12 protein-coding genes and 1 pseudogene are annotated in these 18,889 nt (G+C 60.5%); 4 read left to right on the forward strand and 9 right to left on the reverse strand.

All coding sequences use genetic code 11. The features are described 5' to 3' along the window. Window positions 1–45: 45 nt before the first annotated feature. Window positions 46–3,048, reverse strand: a complete 3,003-nt coding sequence (locus U5L73_RS07250) for a valine--tRNA ligase (RefSeq protein WP_322561709.1) — start codon at window positions 3,046–3,048, stop codon at window positions 46–48. A 188-nt stretch (window positions 3,049–3,236) separates the two neighbouring features. Here U5L73_RS07250 and U5L73_RS07255 point away from each other — a divergent pair, with 188 nt between their 5' ends. Continuing rightward, window positions 3,237–3,545 carry a DUF1330 domain-containing protein gene (locus U5L73_RS07255; RefSeq protein ID WP_322561710.1) on the forward strand — a complete coding sequence of 103 codons (309 nt, stop codon included), beginning with the start codon at window positions 3,237–3,239 and terminating at the stop codon, window positions 3,543–3,545. A gap of 15 nt (window positions 3,546–3,560) precedes the next feature. On the opposite strand, the gene moaC is transcribed toward U5L73_RS07255, so the two are convergent. The 3 genes and pseudogenes from moaC to U5L73_RS07275 form a co-directional block, all read right to left on the reverse strand. After that, the gene (gene moaC / locus U5L73_RS07260) at window positions 3,561–4,079 is read right to left on the reverse strand and encodes a cyclic pyranopterin monophosphate synthase MoaC (protein WP_322561711.1); all 519 of its coding nucleotides are present in this window, start codon (window positions 4,077–4,079) and stop codon (window positions 3,561–3,563) included. 69 nt (window positions 4,080–4,148) lie between these two features. Then, entirely contained in the window at window positions 4,149–5,030 is an 882-nt protein-coding gene (locus U5L73_RS07265; protein ID WP_322561712.1) for a MaoC family dehydratase, read from the reverse strand. Between the two features lie 134 nt (window positions 5,031–5,164). Then, window positions 5,165–6,540: pseudogene (locus U5L73_RS07275) on the reverse strand (esterase-like activity of phytase family protein). A 153-nt stretch (window positions 6,541–6,693) separates the two neighbouring features. Between U5L73_RS07275 and yaaA the strand changes: the two are divergent. The 3 genes from yaaA to queF are packed head-to-tail and all read left to right on the forward strand — an operon-like array spanning window position 6,694 to window position 9,240. Beyond that, a complete protein-coding gene (gene yaaA, locus U5L73_RS07280) occupies window positions 6,694–7,467 on the forward strand; it encodes a peroxide stress protein YaaA (RefSeq protein WP_322561715.1) in 774 nt (257 codons plus the stop codon). A gap of 27 nt (window positions 7,468–7,494) precedes the next feature. Then, window positions 7,495–8,394 carry an alpha/beta hydrolase gene (locus tag U5L73_RS07285; protein ID WP_322561716.1) on the forward strand — a complete coding sequence of 300 codons (900 nt, stop codon included), beginning with the start codon at window positions 7,495–7,497 and terminating at the stop codon, window positions 8,392–8,394. After that, entirely contained in the window at window positions 8,395–9,240 is an 846-nt protein-coding gene (gene queF, locus U5L73_RS07290; protein ID WP_322561717.1) for an NADPH-dependent 7-cyano-7-deazaguanine reductase QueF, read from the forward strand. A gap of 44 nt (window positions 9,241–9,284) precedes the next feature. On the opposite strand, the gene U5L73_RS07295 is transcribed toward queF, so the two are convergent. From U5L73_RS07295 to dinB, 5 genes are all read right to left on the reverse strand, one after another. Then, window positions 9,285–11,936 (reverse strand): EAL domain-containing protein, encoded by a 2,652-nt coding sequence (locus U5L73_RS07295; RefSeq protein ID WP_322561718.1) that lies wholly within the window; start codon window positions 11,934–11,936, stop codon window positions 9,285–9,287. Further along, window positions 11,936–13,030 (reverse strand): TRAP transporter substrate-binding protein, encoded by a 1,095-nt coding sequence (locus U5L73_RS07300; RefSeq protein WP_322561719.1) that lies wholly within the window; start codon window positions 13,028–13,030, stop codon window positions 11,936–11,938. Before U5L73_RS07300 ends, U5L73_RS07295 begins: the two co-directional genes overlap by 1 nt. A 63-nt stretch (window positions 13,031–13,093) precedes the next feature. Next, window positions 13,094–15,700 carry an EAL domain-containing protein gene (locus U5L73_RS07305; RefSeq protein ID WP_322561720.1) on the reverse strand — a complete coding sequence of 869 codons (2,607 nt, stop codon included), beginning with the start codon at window positions 15,698–15,700 and terminating at the stop codon, window positions 13,094–13,096. Between the two features lie 28 nt (window positions 15,701–15,728). Further along, a complete protein-coding gene (locus tag U5L73_RS07310) occupies window positions 15,729–17,288 on the reverse strand; it encodes a methyl-accepting chemotaxis protein (protein ID WP_322561721.1) in 1,560 nt (519 codons plus the stop codon). A gap of 232 nt (window positions 17,289–17,520) precedes the next feature. After that, window positions 17,521–18,750, reverse strand: coding sequence for a DNA polymerase IV (dinB, locus tag U5L73_RS07315; protein WP_322561722.1), 1,230 nt, complete (start codon window positions 18,748–18,750; stop codon window positions 17,521–17,523). Between the last annotated feature and the right edge of the window lie 139 nt (window positions 18,751–18,889).

Here is an 18,889-nt window from a genome sequence, read left to right on the forward strand (position 1 = left end):
TTTATGGGGCTGCCGTAGTGAGCGGCAGCGTACGAATGTGCGCATTCAGCCCAAGCGGGCCAGCTGCTCTTTCACCTTCTCCAGCGTGGCTGCGAAGTCCGCCACGCGCTTGCGCTCCTGCTCCAGCACCGGAGCCGGCGCTTTGGCCACAAATGCTTCGTTGCTGAGTTTGACGCTGGCCTTGGTGATTTGCTCTTCCAAGCGGGTCACTTCTTTGCCGAGGCGGATTTTTTCGGCCGCCACGTCCACTTCCACAAACAAGCACACGCGGGCTTCACCCACCACTGCCACTGGGGCAGATTGGGCGGCAGCTTGCCAGCTGGCTTCGTCGGCAAACACCTTCACTTCGCTCAGCTTCGCCAAAGCCTGCAGCACAGCAGCAGACGCCTGCAGGAACGCGGCCTCCGCGGCGGTTTGGGCCACCACATAGAGTGGCAAGCGAGCGGCGGGCGACACGTTCATTTCGCCGCGCAGGTTGCGGCAAGCATCCACCAGCAACTTCAGTTTGGCAACGTGGGCGATCGAGGCCTCGTCAATGCGTTCCAGTTGGGCTTGTGGATAGGCGGCAATCGACACCGACGGGCCACTGCGGCCTGCGACCGGTGCCACCTTTTGCCATAGCTCTTCGGTGATGAACGGTGCAATCGGGTGCAGCAGGCGTTGGATGGTTTCTAGTGTGCGGATCAGGGTACGGCGTGTGGCGCGTTTCTGGGCGTCGTTACCGGTGTTGATCTGCACTTTGGCGATCTCCAAGTACCAGTCGCAGAACTCGTTCCACACGTAGTCGTAAATCGTGTTGGCCACGTTGTCCAAGCGGTACTCGGCAAACCCTTTGGCCACCTCGGCCTCGGTTTTTTGCAGCAGAGACACGATCCAGCGGTCGGCTTGGCTGAACTCGAGGTAGCTGCCGCTTTCGCAGGCAGCCGCATCATGGTCTTGCAAGCCGCAGTCTTGACCTTCGCAGTTCATCAGCACAAAGCGGGTGGCGTTCCACAACTTGTTGCAGAAATTGCGGTAGCCCTCGCAGCGCTTGCTGTCGAAGTTGATGCTGCGGCCTAGCGAGGCGAGTGCTGCAAACGTGAAACGCAGCGCATCGGCACCGTAGGCCGGAATGCCCTCGGGGAATTCCTTTTGTGTGTTCTTGCGCACTGCAGGCGCGGTCTCGGGCTTGCGCAGGCCGGTGGTGCGCTTGTCGAGCAGGGGCTCGAGTGCAATACCGTCGATCAGGTCTACCGGATCGAGCACGTTGCCTTCAGACTTGCTCATCTTCTTGCCCTGTGCGTCGCGCACCAGGCCGTGGATGTAGACGTGCTTGAAAGGCACACGGCCGGTGAAGTGCGTGGTCATCATGATCATCCGGGCAACCCAGAAGAAGATGATGTCGTAGCCGGTGACCAGCGTGCTGCTGGGGAGGTAGAGGTCGTAGTCATTGAGCGAGCCGCCAGTGGGCGTGCCGGACACGCCCGTGCTCATACTCGCTACGCTCGCCAAATCGCCCGGTTCGTGCCCGGCACGCCCACTGGCTCCATCGTTGCCCCAGCCCATGGTGCTGAAGGGCACCAGCGCGCTGGAGTACCAGGTGTCGAGCACGTCTTCGTCACGACGCAGGGTTTTGCCGGGCGCTTTGGCTTGGGCTTCGGCTTCGTTGCGGGCAACGATCACGTTGCCGTCTTCGTCGTACCACGCCGGAATCTGATGGCCCCACCAGAGTTGGCGGCTGATGCACCAGTCCTGGATGTTGTTCATCCACTGGTTGTAGGTGTTGACCCAGTTCTCGGGCACAAACTTCACCTCGCCGCTTTGCACCGCGTCGATGGCTTTTTGGGCGATGGACTTGCCGGTCGCGTCGCCTTTGCCCACCTGGTTCATGGCGACAAACCATTGGTCGGTGAGCATGGGCTCGATCACCTGGCCGGTGCGGGCACAGCGTGGCACCATGAGCTTGTGCTTCTTGACTTCCACTAGGAAGCCGCCCGCTTCGAGGTCGGCTACGACCTTCTTGCGGGCCACAAAGCGGTCCAGGCCTTGGTAGGCAGCGGGGGCGTTTTCGTTGATCTTGGCGTCCAAGGTCAGCACGCAAATCATGGGCAGCTTGTGGCGCTGGCCTACGGCGTAGTCGTTCTGGTCGTGGGCGGGGGTGACTTTCACCACGCCGGTACCGAAGGCTTTGTCTACATAGTCGTCCGCAATCACGGGGATGGTGCGGCCGCACAGGGGCAGGGTGACCTGCTTGCCGATCAGCGCGGTGTAGCGCTCGTCTTCGGGGTGTACCATCACGGCCACGTCGCCCAGCATGGTCTCGGGGCGGGTGGTGGCTACGGTGATGTCACCGGAGCCGTCGGCCAGCGGGTAGCGGATGTGCCAGAGCGAGCCGTCTTCCTCTTCGCTTTCCACTTCCAGGTCTGACACGGCGCTCATCAAAATCGGGTCCCAGTTCACCAGGCGCTTGCCGCGGTAGATCAGGCCTTGCTCGTAGAGCTGCACAAAGGTCTCGGTGACCGTTTGCGACAGCTTGGGGTCCATGGTGAAGTACTCGCGGCTCCAGTCCACGCTGTCGCCCATGCGGCGCATCTGGGTGGTGATGGTGTTGCCGGACTTTTCTTTCCACTCCCAGACCTTTTTGGTGAAAGCCTCACGGCCTAGGTCGTGGCGGCTGACTTTTTGCTCTTGCAGCTGGCGCTCCACCACGATCTGGGTGGCAATGCCGGCGTGGTCGGTGCCCGGAATCCAGGCCGTGTTGAAACCGGCCATGCGGTGGTAGCGGGTCAGGCTGTCCATGATGGTCTGGTTGAACGCATGGCCCATGTGCAGCGTGCCCGTCACGTTGGGTGGTGGCAGCTGGATGGAGAAGTTTTTGCCCTGTGCAGCCGCAGCCGCATCCGGCGCGCTGGTGCCGCGGAAGCCGGCGATGCCGTAGCCGCGCTTTTCCCACTCGGGGCCCCAGTGCGCTTCCAGCGCAGCGGGTTCAAACGACTTGGAGAGGGATTGCAGACCCGGTTGTTCGGGGGCGGTGGGGGCGGCAATGGGGGTGTTGGCGTTGTCAGACATGGAGGTTCTTCTAAGAGCGAGCGGGAATTTTACCGGTGCAGGGCTCTACCCCGGTATTTGCTATGCTTTTGATAGCTATTGGCGCATATTCAACGTGCGCCTGGGGCTGATTTCATCTGCAAACGTGCATGGGGTGGCTGGAGGCTGTATCTCCTACACTGCTGCCCAGCATTCCACAGGAGATAAACATGCCCAAAGGCTACTGGATAGGCCGTGTAGAAGTGTTCGATATCGAGGCCTACAAGGCCTATCAGGCAGCGAATGCGGCCTCATTCAAAAAGTACGGCGCCCGCTTTCTGGTGCGCGCCGGGCGCTTTGAGAACCCCGAGGGCGAGAGCCGCAGCCGCAACGTGGTGATTGAATTTCCCAGCTACCAAGCGGCGGTGGACTGCTGGTATTCCCCCGAATACCAAGCTGCGATTGCCCTGCGCAAAGACGTGTCGGTGATCGACCTGATTTTGATCGAGGGCTACGAGGGCGCGCAGCCGGGGGATTAAGCGGCGGCAGCGCGGTCAGGCGGAAGGCGGGGCCAAGTAGGTGCCCGACTTGCCGCCGTGCTTTTCGAGCAGCTTCACATCGGTCATGACCATGCCTTTGTCGACCGCCTTGCACATGTCGTAAATGGTCAGCAGAGTGACCTGCACGGCGGTCAGCGCTTCCATTTCCACGCCGGTACCGCCGGTGGTTTCGGCAATGGCCAGGCACTGGATTGCGGGCAGGGTGGTAGCGGTGGCGTGTACCACTTCAAATTCGATGGCCACCCGGGTCAGCATGATGGGGTGGCACAGCGGAATCAGGTCGCTGGTTTTCTTGGCGGCCATGATGCCGGCCACGCGTGCCACGCCCAGCACATCGCCTTTGGCGGCTTGCGCGTTCTGGATCAGGTCTAGGGTGTGCTGCTGCATCTGGATGCGCCCGCCCGCTACTGCCTTGCGGTGCGTGAGCGCTTTGCCGGCGATATTGACCATGTGGGCATCGCCCTTGGTGTCAAAGTGGGTCAGGGCGGAGCCTGCGTCTGCGGGGTTGCTCATGGTGGTGTCCTCGTTCGCAATCAATCGTTCGTGTGGCGGGCAGCTCTTGTGCCGGGTGCTGTCTGGGCCTTATAGCCTGCGCAAGACGCCTTCAATATGCGGCTCGCCGTTGGGCAGCACGTTCAGCACAAAACGTGTGCTGTCCGCCTCTTGCCGGGTATGTAAGGCCACTTCGCCCGGAATCAACAGCGGGCGCTTGAAGCGCAAGTCGATGTTCAGGGGAGCACAAGCGGGCAGGTCGCGGCAGAGCAAGTCCACGCAGCGGGCAGCGCTGAACATGCCATGTCCGATCGCCCGCGGGTAGCCGAACAGGCGCGCAGTGACGGCGCTCACATGGATGGGGTTCCAGTCGCCCGAAGGGCCGGCAAAGCGGCGCCCGGCATTGCCCGCCACCGCCCAGCGGGCTACTGGGGCGCCCCAGTCGGGCAGCGCGTCGGGTGGCGCGCGTTTGCCACTGCGGGGCAAGGGGGCCATGAAGGTGCTGGTCTCGGTCCATACGGTTTCACTGCCCGTGTGCAGACGGGTGTGCAGGGTGAAGGTCTGGCCGCGCTCGGTAGCCTCCATGCCGTGCAGCTGGCAGTCCATGTCCAGCGTCTCGAAGTCGCCGATGGGGCGCAGGCACTGCATGCTGTTGGACAGATGCACCAGGCCCAGCAGACGCAGGGGAAACTGCGGGTGGCTCATGATCGCCATGTGCAAGGGCATGGCCCCGGCGTGCAGGTACAGCGGGGGCAGAAATCCGGCGTTTGTGAGGCCGCAGACCTCGCGGTACTGCTTGAGGCGTTTGGCGTCGGCTTGGGCGCCATGCCAAGTGGCCTGGATGGCAATGTCGTGCTGTTCCGGCGCAGCCTGTGCGGGGCGGGCTGCCAACAGGCTGCGGAACAAGGCTCCCGCATTGCGTGGCCGGGAAGAAAACGCCAGAGAAATGGGGGGCGACACAGTCAGAGGCATGGTGCCACCATTGTGCATGGCGGCACCCGCCTCAGCCCTCTGACGAGGGACAATTTTGCGTAGGGCCGACCCAAGCAAAATGCGCCCCCCCGGGGGGCAGCGACCCGCGCAGCGGCGGAGCGTGGGGGCCTTGTTTACTTCGCGTCAATGAGCGCCTGGATATTGAGCAGGGTCAGCTCGTTGTCATCCGGCTTACCCAGGGTGCGGCCGCTGGAGTAGGGGAAATTGTTGTCGTTCACCACCACGATGTGCTTGGCGTCCACCACCGTCAGGCCTTCAGGCCCCAGGTGAGGTAACACAAAGGTTTCTTCGTTTGGGCCGCGCTTGGCCAGGCGCTGGGGGTTGGCAATTTTGGTGAGGTCAATAAAGGCCACCTTCTTCACGAAACCATCCGCGTCGGCCTGCGCGAAGTCGATCTTGTAGACGCGCTTGAACTTGGCAGGGCGGGTGAAACAGTCGGTGCGTGGCTCGTCCTTGCAGACGTTACCGGAGCCTTCGGTCATGTCATCACGCTCGATAACAAGGCCGGTGGTAGCGCTCAGCATCTGGAAGTCGGCAGCCACATTGCCCGCCTCTTCAAACGCGTATTTCCACTGGCGGGTGCTGTAGTTTTGCTGGCGGCATCCAGTTCCAGAATGCGGGTGTAAGGCTTGCCGTTGCGGCTCTCTTGGGCCTTGGTGGCAGCGTCCCAAAAGGGCCACTCAAACATGGGATACAGGGTTTTTCCGTCCAGCGACTTGGCCATGGGCTCGAAACCACCGCTGCGGCGGGCTTCAAAGCTCGCGTCGCCGGGGTAGTTGGGCAGGCGGCCGTTCATGTAGTGGTCGGGGCTGCGGTAGGCCTTGCCGCCAACCACGGTCTCAACGACGCCCAACACCTTGCCTTGGGGGGTGACGCGCAGCACATAAGGGCCGAACTCATCGCCGCTCCACCATTCAACGCCCACGACCTGGATGGACTCGGGATCGAAATCGATGCCGGTCAAAAAGCGTTCAGCGGTGGCTTCGTTCTGGATCGCGAAGGGCACTTTGCGGTCGGGGTCGTGCAGGAAAGTGGTTTTGAGGCGAGTGACTTCGCCTTTAGCCCAATCGGCTTTGACGTTGTGCACCATCAGCAGTGCGTCTTGCGAGTTGAGCTTGCTGCCGAAGCCGTTGTCAGTAAGGGCCAGAAACTCGGCGTTGCCCAAAGAGACGATGCCCGAGAACCCTTGTACCGACTGGCCCTTGATAGGCAAAGTGCCGCCGGATTTGCGGGGGTACTTGGCATCGCCCACGAAAGTAACGCCTTCGATGCTGCTCAGCACTTCGGTGCGTTGGCGGTTGGCCGCATTGAACTTGCCAGCGGTCTCAAAGAAGGGGCCTGCAGCTTTGGGGGCCTCCACCGTGGTGAAGGTAGACAAGGCTGCGTGGCCAGCCAACACGGCAGTCACTTCAGTTTGCGCGTAAGCGCTCATGGCAGTCGCTGCCAAGGCGAGTGCCGCAGCGAGACGGGTGGGGGAAAAAGCGATCATAGTGGTCAAGACTCCCTGTTGAAAAAGGCGCCGAGACTAAGCCGCTCATATGAAGAAGCTGTGACGTTTCGGCAGGGCTTGCCACCCGTGCCCTGTGGGTAACCGGCCTTCGCGATAAACTGGCCGGCCCGCCTCGCGCAGCCCCGAATAGCCATGTTGTTTTTGATTTCTCCTGCCAAGTCCTTGGACTACGACACCCCTCTGAATGGCCAGCCACACACCGCGCCGATGTTCGTGAAGCAGTCGGCGGAGCTCATCGGCCTGCTGCGCGCGTACTCGCCGCAACAAATTGCCGAGTTGATGGACCTGAGCGACAAGCTCTCCACCCTCAATGTGGCGCGCTATGAAGCTTGGTCGCCCAAAGCCACCCAGAAAAACGCCCGCCAAGCCGTGCTGGCATTCAACGGCGATGTGTATGACGGGCTGGACGCCAAGACCCTGGGCGCTGAGGACCTGGCCTGGGCGCAAGACCATTTGTGTATTTTGAGTGGCCTGTACGGCGTGTTGCGCCCGCTGGACCTGATGCAGCCTTACCGGCTCGAGATGGGCACTGGCCTCAAGGGCCCACACGGTAACAACCTTTACCACTACTGGGGCAGCCAGCTCTCGGACTACCTGAACACCCGCTTGAAAGCTGACACCACCCCGGTGGTAGTGAACTTGGCGTCGAACGAGTACTTCAAGTCGGTGGACCTCAAAGCCCTGAAGGGCCGGGTGGTGGAGTGCGTGTTCCAGGAATACAAAGACGGCAAATACAAAATCATCAGCTTTTTTGCCAAAAAAGCGCGGGGCCTGATGGCCCGCTACGCGATTGAACACCGCCTGAGCACGCCTGAGCAGCTCAAGGGGCTTGATGTGGAGGGCTATGCATTTGCCGCCGAAGAGTCCACGCAGGAGCGGTTGGTTTTCAGAAGAAAACAGGGCTGAGCGCCTGTTGATATTGCGCGAGGAGCTATGAAAATAAGAGCAAACGGTCTTGATATCGAAGTCGAAGACAGCGCCCAGCGCGACCCCGCTTTTGCCGGCAAACCGGCGGTGCTGCTCATCATGGGGCTGGGTCTGCAGTTGATTGCATGGCCTGCTGATCTAGTGCAGGGTTTGGAGGCCGCAGGCTACCGCGTGATCCGCTTCGACAACCGTGACGTAGGGTTGAGCAGCCGCATCGAGGAGGGGGGCAAGCCCAATATTTTTTGGGCCAGCTTGCAACACAAGTTCGGCTTTACCCCCGCTGCACCTTACAGCTTGAGCGATATGGCGGCGGATGCCTTGGGTGTCCTAGATGCCTTGGGCGTACAAAAGGCCCATGTCGTGGGCATGAGCATGGGCGGAATGATTGCCCAACGCGTGACCCTCGCAGCACCCCAGCGTGTGCTGAGCCTTACCAGCATCATGAGCAGCAGCAGTGCCAAAGGCCTGCCCGGCCCGGCGCCCGAGGTGCTGCGCGCCATGCTACGCCGCCCGTCGGGTAACAGCAAAGCCGAAATGGTGGAGCATTCTTTGCGCCTGTTTCAGGCGATCGGCAGTCCCGCCTTCCCGACACCAGAAGACGATTTGCGGGCGCGGATTGCCCGTGGCGTGGACCGGGCCATGTACCCGGTAGGCACTTTGCGGCAAATGCTGGCCGTGGTGGCAGATGGTGCGCGCACTGCGCTATTGCCTCGCATCACGGCGCCCACCTTGGTCATCCACGGCACCGCCGACCCGCTGATACCTTTTGCCTGTGGTGAAGACACAGCCCGTCGCATCCCGGGCGCGACCCTCCTGCCTATTGAGGGCATGGGCCACGACCTACCCACTGAGCCTGTGCGCCGCATTTTGGCCGCGCTGCTGGCCCACTTTGACCGGAAACATTGAATGAACACCCCTGAGCAATCCCAACTTGGCAAATCTTCGGCGTATGTTGATCAGTACGACGCCTCGCTGTTGTTCCCCATTCCCCGCGCGGGCAAGCGTGCAGAGATCGGTATCACCGGTGCCGCGCCGTTTTTTGGGGCTGACATGTGGACCGCGTTTGAGCTGAGCTGGCTCAACCTGCGCGGCAAACCCCAGGTCGCGCTGGCGCATTTCACGATCCCTGCTGAGACGCCCAACATCATCGAAAGCAAGTCCTTCAAGCTGTACCTCAACAGTTTCAACAACACCCGTTTTGCCGATGCCTCCGAGGTGCTGGCCCGTTTGCGGGTGGATATTGCGGAAGCGGCGTGGCGGGGCGGCCCGGTGCAATCGGTTGGGGTGCGCTTGATTGCGGCCGAGCAGTTTGACCATGAGCCGGTGTACGAGCTCGATGGTCTGAGCCTGGATCGCCTGGATGTGGAGTGCACCCACTACCAGCCCGCGCCCGAATTGCTGGTCACCGCACCGGCGGAAGAAGGTACGGTGACCGAGGTGCTGGTGAGCAACCTACTCAAAAGCAACTGTCTGGTGACGGGTCAGCCTGATTGGGGCAGCGTGCAGATCAGCTACACCGGGCTGCCGATTCAGCAGGAAGGCTTGCTGCAGTATCTGGTGAGCTTTCGCAACCACAACGAGTTTCACGAGCAATGCGTGGAGCGCATCTTTATGGACATTTGGGCCCGCTGCAAGCCCGCCAAGTTGACCGTGTATGCGCGCTACACCCGCCGCGGCGGGCTGGATATCAACCCCCTGCGCACCAGCCACCCGCAAGCTTTGCCGGGCAACACCCGCACCGCACGACAATAGTTTTGCTATAAAAAATATATCTACTTGCGCAGTATTTACGAGCGCTAGAGGCTGATTTCTTCAGCATGTAGAGCTTTGATGAATTCAGGGGCCGGCAGCGGTGGCCCGAACAAAAAGCCCTGTTTCAGGTGGCAGCCATGGGCGGAGAGGAAGTCGCGCTGGGCTTCGGTTTCCACGCCCTCGGCCAACACTTCGAGTCCGAGGTTGTTGCCCATGCCGATGATGGTCTGGATGATGATTGAGTCGGTCGATTGCGAGCCGATATTCCGCACAAAAGACTGGTCGATCTTGAGTTGGTCCAGCGGCAGGCGTGTTAGGTAGGACAGGGAGGAGTGGCCGGTTCCGAAGTCATCCATCGAGAACCGCACCCCGAGGGATTTAAGTGCGTGCATCTTCTGAATCGTGTCTTCCACGTTGTCCAGCACCAGGCTTTCTGTCAGCTCCAGCTTCAACAGGTCGGCCCGTGCGCCGGTCGCGCGCAAGATCCTGGCCACCCGGTCTACAAAATCCGCTTGCCGGAACTGGCGGGCGCTGACGTTGACCGATAGCTGCAGGTCACGGCTTCGTGGCTGGCGCTGCCACTTGGCCAGTTGAATACAGGCTTGCTCCAGCACCCATTGCCCCATGGGCAGGATGAGGCCTGTTTCTTCCGCAAGCCCGATAAATTGCCCGGGCATTACCAGACCGTGATCCAGATGGTGCCAGCGGACGAGAGCCTCAGCACCCACGACCTGGCCCTCTTCATTCACCTGCTGCTGGTAATAAAGCTCGAAATGTTGATCGTCCAAGCTCTTGCGCAGGTCGGCTTCCAGTCGGGCACGGGCTTCGATGGCGGTCAGCATGCCGGGGTCAAAGAAACAGAAGGCATTGCGCCCGTTGTTTTTGACCTGGTACATCGCAATATCCGCTTGCTTGAGCAGTTCGGCGGCGTCTTGTGGGGTTTCTCCGAACAAAGTGGCACCTAGGCTGCAGGAACTCCGGTGTTGCTTGTCTCCCAACTCAAAAGGTTCGGCCATCGCCCGCAAAATGTTGTCACCCACCAGGCGGGCCTGGCGCGCGGCTTCCAGGGTTTCAGGGCTCAAGTCCAGCAGCATGACAACAAACTCGTCGCCGCCCAGCCGGGCGACGGTGTCGCCCTCGCGCACACAGGCTTTGATGCGCACGGCAACCTGCTGTAAGAGCATGTCCCCCACGTCGTGCCCCGCAGTGTCGTTCAGGGTTTTGAAATGGTCCAAGTCCATGAACAACAAGGCACCACGCCGGCCGCTGCGCACGCTGGTCGTCAGCGCTTGCTGCAATCGGTCTGACAACAAGCGGCGGTTGGGCAAGCTCGTGAGAGGATCAAAAAACGCGAGCTGCTCGATTTCCGCGCTTGCGCGTCGCAAGCGGGTCACGTCTTGGTAGGTGATGACAATGCCGCCACCGGGGGTTGGCCGTTCGGTGATTTCAAAGATCCGGCCGTTCGGGAACTCCCGTTCATGGCTGTGCACCCCGCGTTGCAGCAACTCCATGCGCGTGGTGACCCATTTCTGCAAGGTTTCGCGGGGCACATCGCCCAGAGTCTCGATGGCGGTGACCATCAGCAGAGCCTCAAACGAGTGCCCCACCCGGATGTGCGGCGCCTGCCACGGGTAAATTTCAAGGTAGCGCCGGTTCCAGGTGATGACCTTGCGCTCGGCATCCAGCAGCAAAAAGCCGCTTTCCATCGACTCCAGTGCCTGGTCTGTGGTGGCTTTGGCATGGCTGATCGAGCGCTGGGCGCGACCCATGCTCTGCACGTAGCGTAAGCCTGCGTAGCCGGCCGCTGCAATCATCAGGCTGAAAAGCAGGCTCAGCATGCCGATCAGCCGTGCCTGAAAGGTCCACTCTTCCAGTGCCGTGTCCATCGGGATGCTGGCCGTGATCAGCAGGTCGTTGTAGAGCATGGGCCGTGATGCGACTAGGGCGGGCCGGTTTTGGATGCGGGAGGGCATGGTTAGCACCGCAAACTGCGACTGGAGGCTCATCACCGGGCTCAAGGCAAGGCCGCTCAAGGACTCCTGAGCCGGCACACTGGCGAGCAGGTAGCCGTTGCTGCGTTCGATCGTGGCTTCGAGCTGGCTGATATCCGCCCCCTGCACCAGCACCGTCGTTAACAGATTGACCGGAACCTCTGCAATCGCCAACAGCTTGCTGCCATCGGCCAAGGACAGATGGCGGGCAAACAGCAGCACTATTTCGGCACTGCTGGGGCTCAAGAGTGGCCGGCTGATCACCAGCATGGAGATGGGGGGGCTGAGTGCTTCGTTGAGAAAACCCTCCGGTATCTCCAATGGCGCATCCGGCGCGGGGCTGCTGGAGCTCGCCAGAACCGTGCCTTGTGCATCGACGAGCCAGACATTGCGCACCAGCAGATTTTGGCGGGTCGCACCTTGGATCAATTTGCCCGCCAACGGGCCTTCCAGCCAATCGGCTTGCATGTTCTCCAGACCCAGCAAGCTGCCCATGCTCGCCAGCAGCACATCAATGCCCAGCAGGCTCCGGTTCATCGCAGCTTGGGCGCCGGTCACAAAGCGGGTCGCCTGGGCTTGGGCTTCGGCGACGGCATTTTTGTGCAAATCACGGATCAGGACTGTGCTGGCCGCCAGAATCGCAAATATCAGCAGGGCGGTGACCGCCACCAAGGCATGGTGGACCTTGAACGTGAATTTGGCCATCAGCGGCTGTTCGGTAAAGGCATGTCGCTGGGGACCGATCCGATGGTGCTGTCCCACATTTCGCGGCAGTGCTGATTGCAGCGTTGTTGCCAACGCGGCAAGACGGTCGTTTTGACGAGCTCCCTGACGAGCTTGATGTCGTCGGGGCTGGGGTTGACCTGGGTCATTTTGCCGGGGCGGCCGTGCTCGCAGCTGGGGTCGCCGCGGTTGCAGGCCAGGCCATCTGCAGTTTCGCGTTCACTGGCGTTCCAGATGTTGGTTTCCAGCCTTGTGAGCTCTTTTCTCAAGAGCGCTTTCAGATCTGAGGGCAGCGCATTCCAAGCCGTCATATTGGCGCCGAAAATAGCCAGTCCCCAAGTAAATGGCAGGTTGTACATGTGGCTGGTGATCTCATGCAGGCCGATGGTGTTGCCCGACATGGTGCCGGTGATGGCGCATTCTGTGTTGCCGGATTGCAGGTGCGCCAGCATTTGCCCGAACCCCACCAAAACCGGCACGCTCCCCAAGCCTTGAATCAGGTCTGCTTGGCTGGGCGAGGAGACGCGGATACGCCGTTTCTCCAACTCACGGAGGCTAGCCAAGGGCTTTTTGCAGAACAAGATTTGGGCCGGGTAGGTGTAAACCGCCAAGACCTCAATACCGTGTTTTTCGCGCAGTGTTTTTTGCAGCAAGGGGCGGAAACTCGCTACATGCCGCTTCAGGTTGGCCATGTCCGGATTCAGGCCGGAAAGATCCATCGCGCCGAACATAGGGTGTTGTGCCGAGGCGGCACTTAGCAGCGCGGTTCCGAAGGGAATGACCCCCAGTGACATCAAGCGCAGCATTTCCTCAGCAGGAATGCCTGACCGGTCGAAGGGTGCTATTTCAGCGCTGTATTTGCCGCCGCTCAGGCGCGCCAGCTCTTGCGACCAAAACGGCTCTTCATGTTGAACGTATTGGTTTACGCCGGCCAGCCCGCCGACGATCCTGAGCTTGAGCGGAGTCGATGCCTGAGTGGTCAGAGGCAACAAGGCCAATGCCAGCCCGAGGCAGGTCAAGACTGCCTGGCCCAGCACCCATGTGGCGCGGCGGCACAACTCAGCGTGTAGCGTCAAGGGTGTACTCCTTCAATTCGGTCGGGGCAAGTTGACACCGAAGCGGCTTTTTGTGAGCACTCATTATGGGGCAGGCAGTTGTATGGCCACGCCTGCCATGAGCGCCTCTGGCGGCACGGGTCTGCCGAAAAAATAGCCCTGAAAGGCATCGCACTGCATAGCCGCCAATGCGTCTCTCTGTTCCGGGGTTTCCACGCCCTCGGCGATGACCGTCAGCCCCAGGCTGTGGCCGAGTGCCACCACGGTGCGGGCGATCACCGCGTCGCTCGGGTCGGTGAGCACATCCCGCACAAACGATTTGTCGATCTTGAGTTGGGACAGTGGCAAGCGCTTCAGATAAGAGAGTGACGAGTAGCCGGTGCCGAAATCATCCAGCGAAAAGTTCACACCCAGTGCCTTGATGTCCATCATCTTGGTAATGATGCCTTCCACATCATTGGCCAGCATACTTTCTGTCAACTCCAGTTTCAGTTGGGTGGCGGGTGCTTGGCTGTGCAGCAAGGCCTTCTTCACGCTTTCTACAAAACCGGGTTGGGCCAGCTGTGCCGCGCTCACGTTGACGGCCAGGGTCCAGTGGGCCGTGGCGTGGTTGCGGCTCCATGCCGCCAACTGTTGGCACGCAGAGTCCAACACCCAGTAACCCAGGGGCAAGATCATGCCGGTTTCCTCGGCCAAGGAGATGAAGTGTGCCGGCGACACCAAACCCCTGACCCGGTGGTTCCAGCGCACCAGAGCTTCTGCCCCGGTGCAGTGGCCGCGGGCGTCAATTTGGACCTGGTAATGCAGCACAAATTCGTTCCGTTCGATACCGACTTTGATCTCCTGCGCCATCGCCGCATGGGTCGCGGCGGCGGCTTGCATCACGGGGTCGAAAAAGCGGGCTGTGTTTCTGCCGGCCGACTTGGCCTGGTACATGGCAACGTCTGCTTTTTTGAGCAGCTCGTCGATGGTTTCGTGGTCTTCGAAAAACACCACGATCCCGATGCTCGGCGTGCTGTTGTGGAGGTGTCCGCGCATCCGGTAGGGTTGCGCCAGCAAATCCAGAATCTTGTGCGCCACCAACTCGGCATGGCTCGCCGCGTCGTTGGGGTTAGGGCTCAGGTCCTCCAGCAACACCACAAATTCATCGCCGCCCAGGCGTGCCACGCTGTCGCTTTCGCGGATACACATGCGCAACCGGGTCGCTACTTGCTGCAAGAGCTCATCGCCTACGTCATGGCCCAAGGTGTCGTTGAGCAGCTTGAAATGGTCGAGGTCCAGAAACATCAGCGCCCCATGGCGCCCGTGGCGTGCGCTGTTGATCATGGCTTGCCGGACCCGGTCCATCAGCAAACGCCGGTTGGGCAGGTTGGTCAAGGGGTCATAGAAAGCCAGTCGCCGGATTTCTTCCTCGTCGTGGCGCTGTTGGGTAATGTCCCGCAAGGTCACGACAAAGGTTTCAGGCTCTGAAAATGGGATTTTGGAGGCCGACAGGCTGATAGGCCGTAGCCCGCCGCCCTTGTCGAGCCCGCCCACTTCAAAGTTGCCGCCTTGGGCGCTTTCTGCCGCATGCAGTAGCTCGAGGTGCCCTTGCCCATCCGCTGGCAGCCTTGTGCCCAAAAGATCGTTCAGGTGCTGGGGCTGCTCGGTTATCGCATCGAGTCCCATCATGCGGCACGCGGCGTTGTTAAACGTGTGAACCTTTCCCGTGCGGTCTACGGTCACCAGCCCGTCCACCATGCTGTCCAGAATGGCTTGTCGATACAGGCCTGCAGCGACCAATGCGCGCTGATCCCGCTGGATTTTTCGTTCGTTTTTATCGCTTTCGATCGCTAGGCTCAACAAATAGGCACTGCGTCGCGACGCTTGCAGCTCACTGGCAGTCGGAACGCGGGGCTCCCGGTAATAGTTCGCAAAAGTGCCGAGCACCCGGCCCTTGGTCGAGCGAATCGGCATGGACCAGCAAGCCCGCAGCTCATGCTTCGCGGCCAGTTCCCGGTAGTCGGTCCAGAGCGGGTCACTGCTGATGTCTGACACCACCACCTCTTCCCCCAAGAAAACCGCTGTGCCGCACGATCCGGCACGGGGTCCGATCAGGGTGCCATGGATGGTCCGGTTGTATTCACCCGGCAAGCTGGGCGCTGCGCCGTGCAGTAAGCACCGCTCCTCCTCATCTACCAAAAGCACCGAGCCAATAGCGCCGGGAAAGATGCGCTCATGCTGCAATATGAACTCCGACATGCTGTCGACCAGAGGCACGCTAGAGGCCAGCATCTCCAGCAGGCTTCGCTCGGCCGCGTTCTGCTGTTGGAGCTGATGTTGCTCGGTCACGTCAGTGCTGATACCCACCACAAAAGCGGGTTGGTCCGAGGGGTCAAAGACCGGTGTGAGCGTTGTTTGTATGTGTCGCGCAGTGAACTCGCCGTCCAGCTTGAACAAGTCCTCTTGGGTGATGGTCTGTCGTAGTTGAAAGGCGCGCTGGTCTTGCTCGGTAAAGAACCGGATTTGCTTCGCGTTAAACCCGGTTTGCGGGTTTTGGTGGACTGACGGGGCGCCTAGCTGGGTCTGCCATGCCTTGTTGACGTAAATCAGCTCTCCAACGGCGTTCTTGATGAACACCGGCTGTGGGATGGCATGCAGCAGAGCTAATAGCGCATCGTGATCCAGCGTCGCGAGTTTGGAGAAAGGCATATCGTCCAAAACATGGTGGTTTGCGTCCCTATGGTAGCTGGAATACCTGGATCGCCCGTGCAACGGATGCGGTGCTGTCGGTGAGACCATCTGCGGAGGCAGCAGACTCCTCGGCCAAGGCGGCGTTTTGTTGGGTCACGGTGTCCAACTGGGTCACTGCCTCGTTGACTTGGGCGATCCCGATGGCCTGTTCCTTGGCGGCATTGGTGATCATGTTGATGAGGTTGCCCACTTCCTGAACCTGTGCCACCACATGGTCGATGGTTTCGCCGGCGCTGCGCATTTGGTTGGAGCCTTCAGAAATCTGCTCGGACGATTGGGCAATCAGCTCCCGGATTTCTTTAGCGGCTGTCGCGCTGCGCTGGGCCAAGGCCCGCACTTCGCTGGCCACCACCGCAAAACCGCGGCCTTGCTCACCCGCACGGGCCGCCTCGACCGCAGCGTTCAGCGCCAGGATGTTGGTCTGAAAGGCAATTCCCTCGATCACGCCGATGATGTCCCGCATTTTGCTGGAGGAGCGGTCGATTCCTTCCATGGACTGAATCACCCGGTGAACCACCTCGCCGCCGTCGGATGCGGCTTGGGTGCTGCGCGCGCTTTGCTCGGCCACACGGCTGGCGGTGTCTGCAGTTTGTTTGACCGTGCTGGAGAGCTCTTCCATCGAGGCCGCGGTTTCTTCCAGGCTGCTGGCCTGGGATTCGGTGCGCCCTGATAAATCCATGCTGCCCGATGCAATCTCGTTGGCAGATTTGGTCAGGATATCGACCTCCTCACGCACATCCCCCACCACCGCGCGCAGGTTGATCTGGATCTGGCGCAGGGCACCAATCATGTCGCCCAAAGGAGGCGGATAGTCGCTGTTCACGGAGCTGCGCAAATTGCATCCGGCTAAGTCGTAGGCAAACTGCTGGGCCGCGCCCATTCCAGAGGACAAGCGAATCCTGAACCAGCCGAGTACGCCGAGTGCACCCGCCACCAACGAAGCGAGTTGCGTCCAGAGGAGCGTACTGCCCTGCAAACCCGAGGAATCCGGGACCATACCGAGAAGCACCATGCCAACGAGCGCCAAGCCAAGGCGGGTGGTCAAATTCATGCGGCCCAAGGCACCGGCCCAACCCCTGATTCCGCGGTAGCGGACGTGTCCGCCCCGCAAATAGATGGTGGACTTTCCTGACTTTTCTTCATCTCGCAACTGGGCGTAAAGGGCCTCGGCCGCGGCGATCTCCTGGCGGCTTGGTTTGACCCGTACTGACATATAGCCCTTGGGCTTGCCGTTCTCCAGAACCGGTGTGACGTTGGCTTGCACCCAGTAGTGGTCACCGTCTTTGCGTCGGTTTTTCACCAGTGCGGTCCATGGGTGGCCGTGGCCAATGGTGTTCCACATATCCCGGTAGGCGGCAGGCGGCATATCCGGATGGCGCACCAGGTTGTGGTTCTGGCCGATGAGCTCCTCGTAGGTGAATCCGCTGGTTTCCACAAAAGCATGGTTGCAATGGGTAATGATGCCCTTGCTGTCGGTCATCGACACCAGCATTCGATCGGCGGGATAGTCGTACTCGCGCTGAGTCACCGGTAAGTTCACACGCATGGATCATTCCTCCTGGAGCTAGTGGTTTGGCTTCTGTCGCTACCGCTTTATTTAGCATCGGTTGGCCATTCGAAGTCAATGCAGATAAACGTTCGATTCACTCGCTTTATGCGTTGGCTTGATCTTGGTCAATTTCAAAAGCCGGTTGCGCAAAATCTATTCAGCTAAAAACCACTATGGGTGATATTCGCGGCAGAGCTCGCCCAGTGGTCAGCCGGAGAGTGCGGGGCACTCAGTCAAATAGCCAACCGGTTTCAGGCATAGCGTCACTCTTCTCTGAAGCGGCGTGTGACGGGTCTAACGCAGCCAATGCGCCCACTTTCACCCCCAACAGCCTGAGCCGACGTTGCAGCGGAGCCCGTTTTAGGCATTGACCGGCAATTCGGCGAATTTCTGCCGCATCGGCGGTGAAGTGCGCGATCGTCATGTCGCGGGTGACGCTCTTGAAGTCATCAAAGCGCAATTTGATGCCGATGGTTTTCCCCACATAGCCTTTGCGTTGCAGGTCCTCCGCAACCTGCTCGCACAAGCGGGTGAAGATGGCGCCCAGCTCGGCCTTGTCGCGCACCGCATGCAAATCACGGTCAAAGGTCGTCTCGCGGCTCATGCTGACCGGCTCGCTCTCGGTTTCTACCGGCCGGTCGTCTTGCCCGTGGGCGGCGGCGTGCAGCCAGGCGCCGGTGCGGGGGCCAAAGGTGTCCATCAGCCATTGCAAATCTTTGGCGGCCAGCTGGCCAATGGTTTCCACGCCGTGTTTTTTGAGCTTCTCGTCGGCTTTGGGGCCGATGCCATTGATCTTGCGGCAGGCTAAGGGCCAGATCATGGTTTCCAAGTCACTCGTCTGGACGATGGCAATACCGTTGGGCTTGTTAAATTCGCTGGCCATTTTGGCCAGCAACTTGTTGGGCGCCACGCCTACCGAGCAGGTAAGGCCGGTGTCATCAAAAATCGCCTTTTGGATCAGCTTTGCCAAACTCCGTCCGCCTTGGCGCTGGCCGCCAGGCACTCCGGTAAAGTCGATGTACACCTCATCGACGCCGCGGTTCTCCATCACCGGGGCTATCTCGGTGATGATCGCTTTGAAGCGCTGTGAGTAGTGTCGGTACTGGGCAAAGTCCACCGGCAATAAAATGGCCTGCGGACACAGCTTGGCGGCTTTCATCAGGCCCATGGCGGAACCGACGCCAAACTGGCGCGCGGCATAGGTGGCGGTGGTGATGACGCCGCGCCCGGCATAGTCCCCCAAGAGCGGGAACTCGCTGACCGGAATGTCTTGCAGTGGCGTATTGGCATATTTAACCAAGAGCGCCTCATCCGCATTTCGCCGCCCGCCGCCAATCACCACGGGTAGCCCTTTGAGTTGGGGGTAGCGCAGCAACTCGACCGAGGCATAAAACGCATCCATATCCAAGTGCGCAACACGCCGCAGAGGTGCGGCAGGGGTGGTCAGATCGTTCGGCATTTCGGCGAGCATAGCAAGCGATGGCGGGGTGCAAAGCGCTCAGTGTTCTAATAGAGTGCAGGGAGATCCGGGGCTACCAAAACACAAAAACGCCCCAAGCACTGAAAAAGCGGTGTCGTGTTTCCACAGTCTTTTTTGA

This window comes from Rhodoferax sp. (assembly GCF_034520025.1).
GTDB lineage: Bacteria > Pseudomonadota > Gammaproteobacteria > Burkholderiales > Burkholderiaceae_C > Allorhodoferax.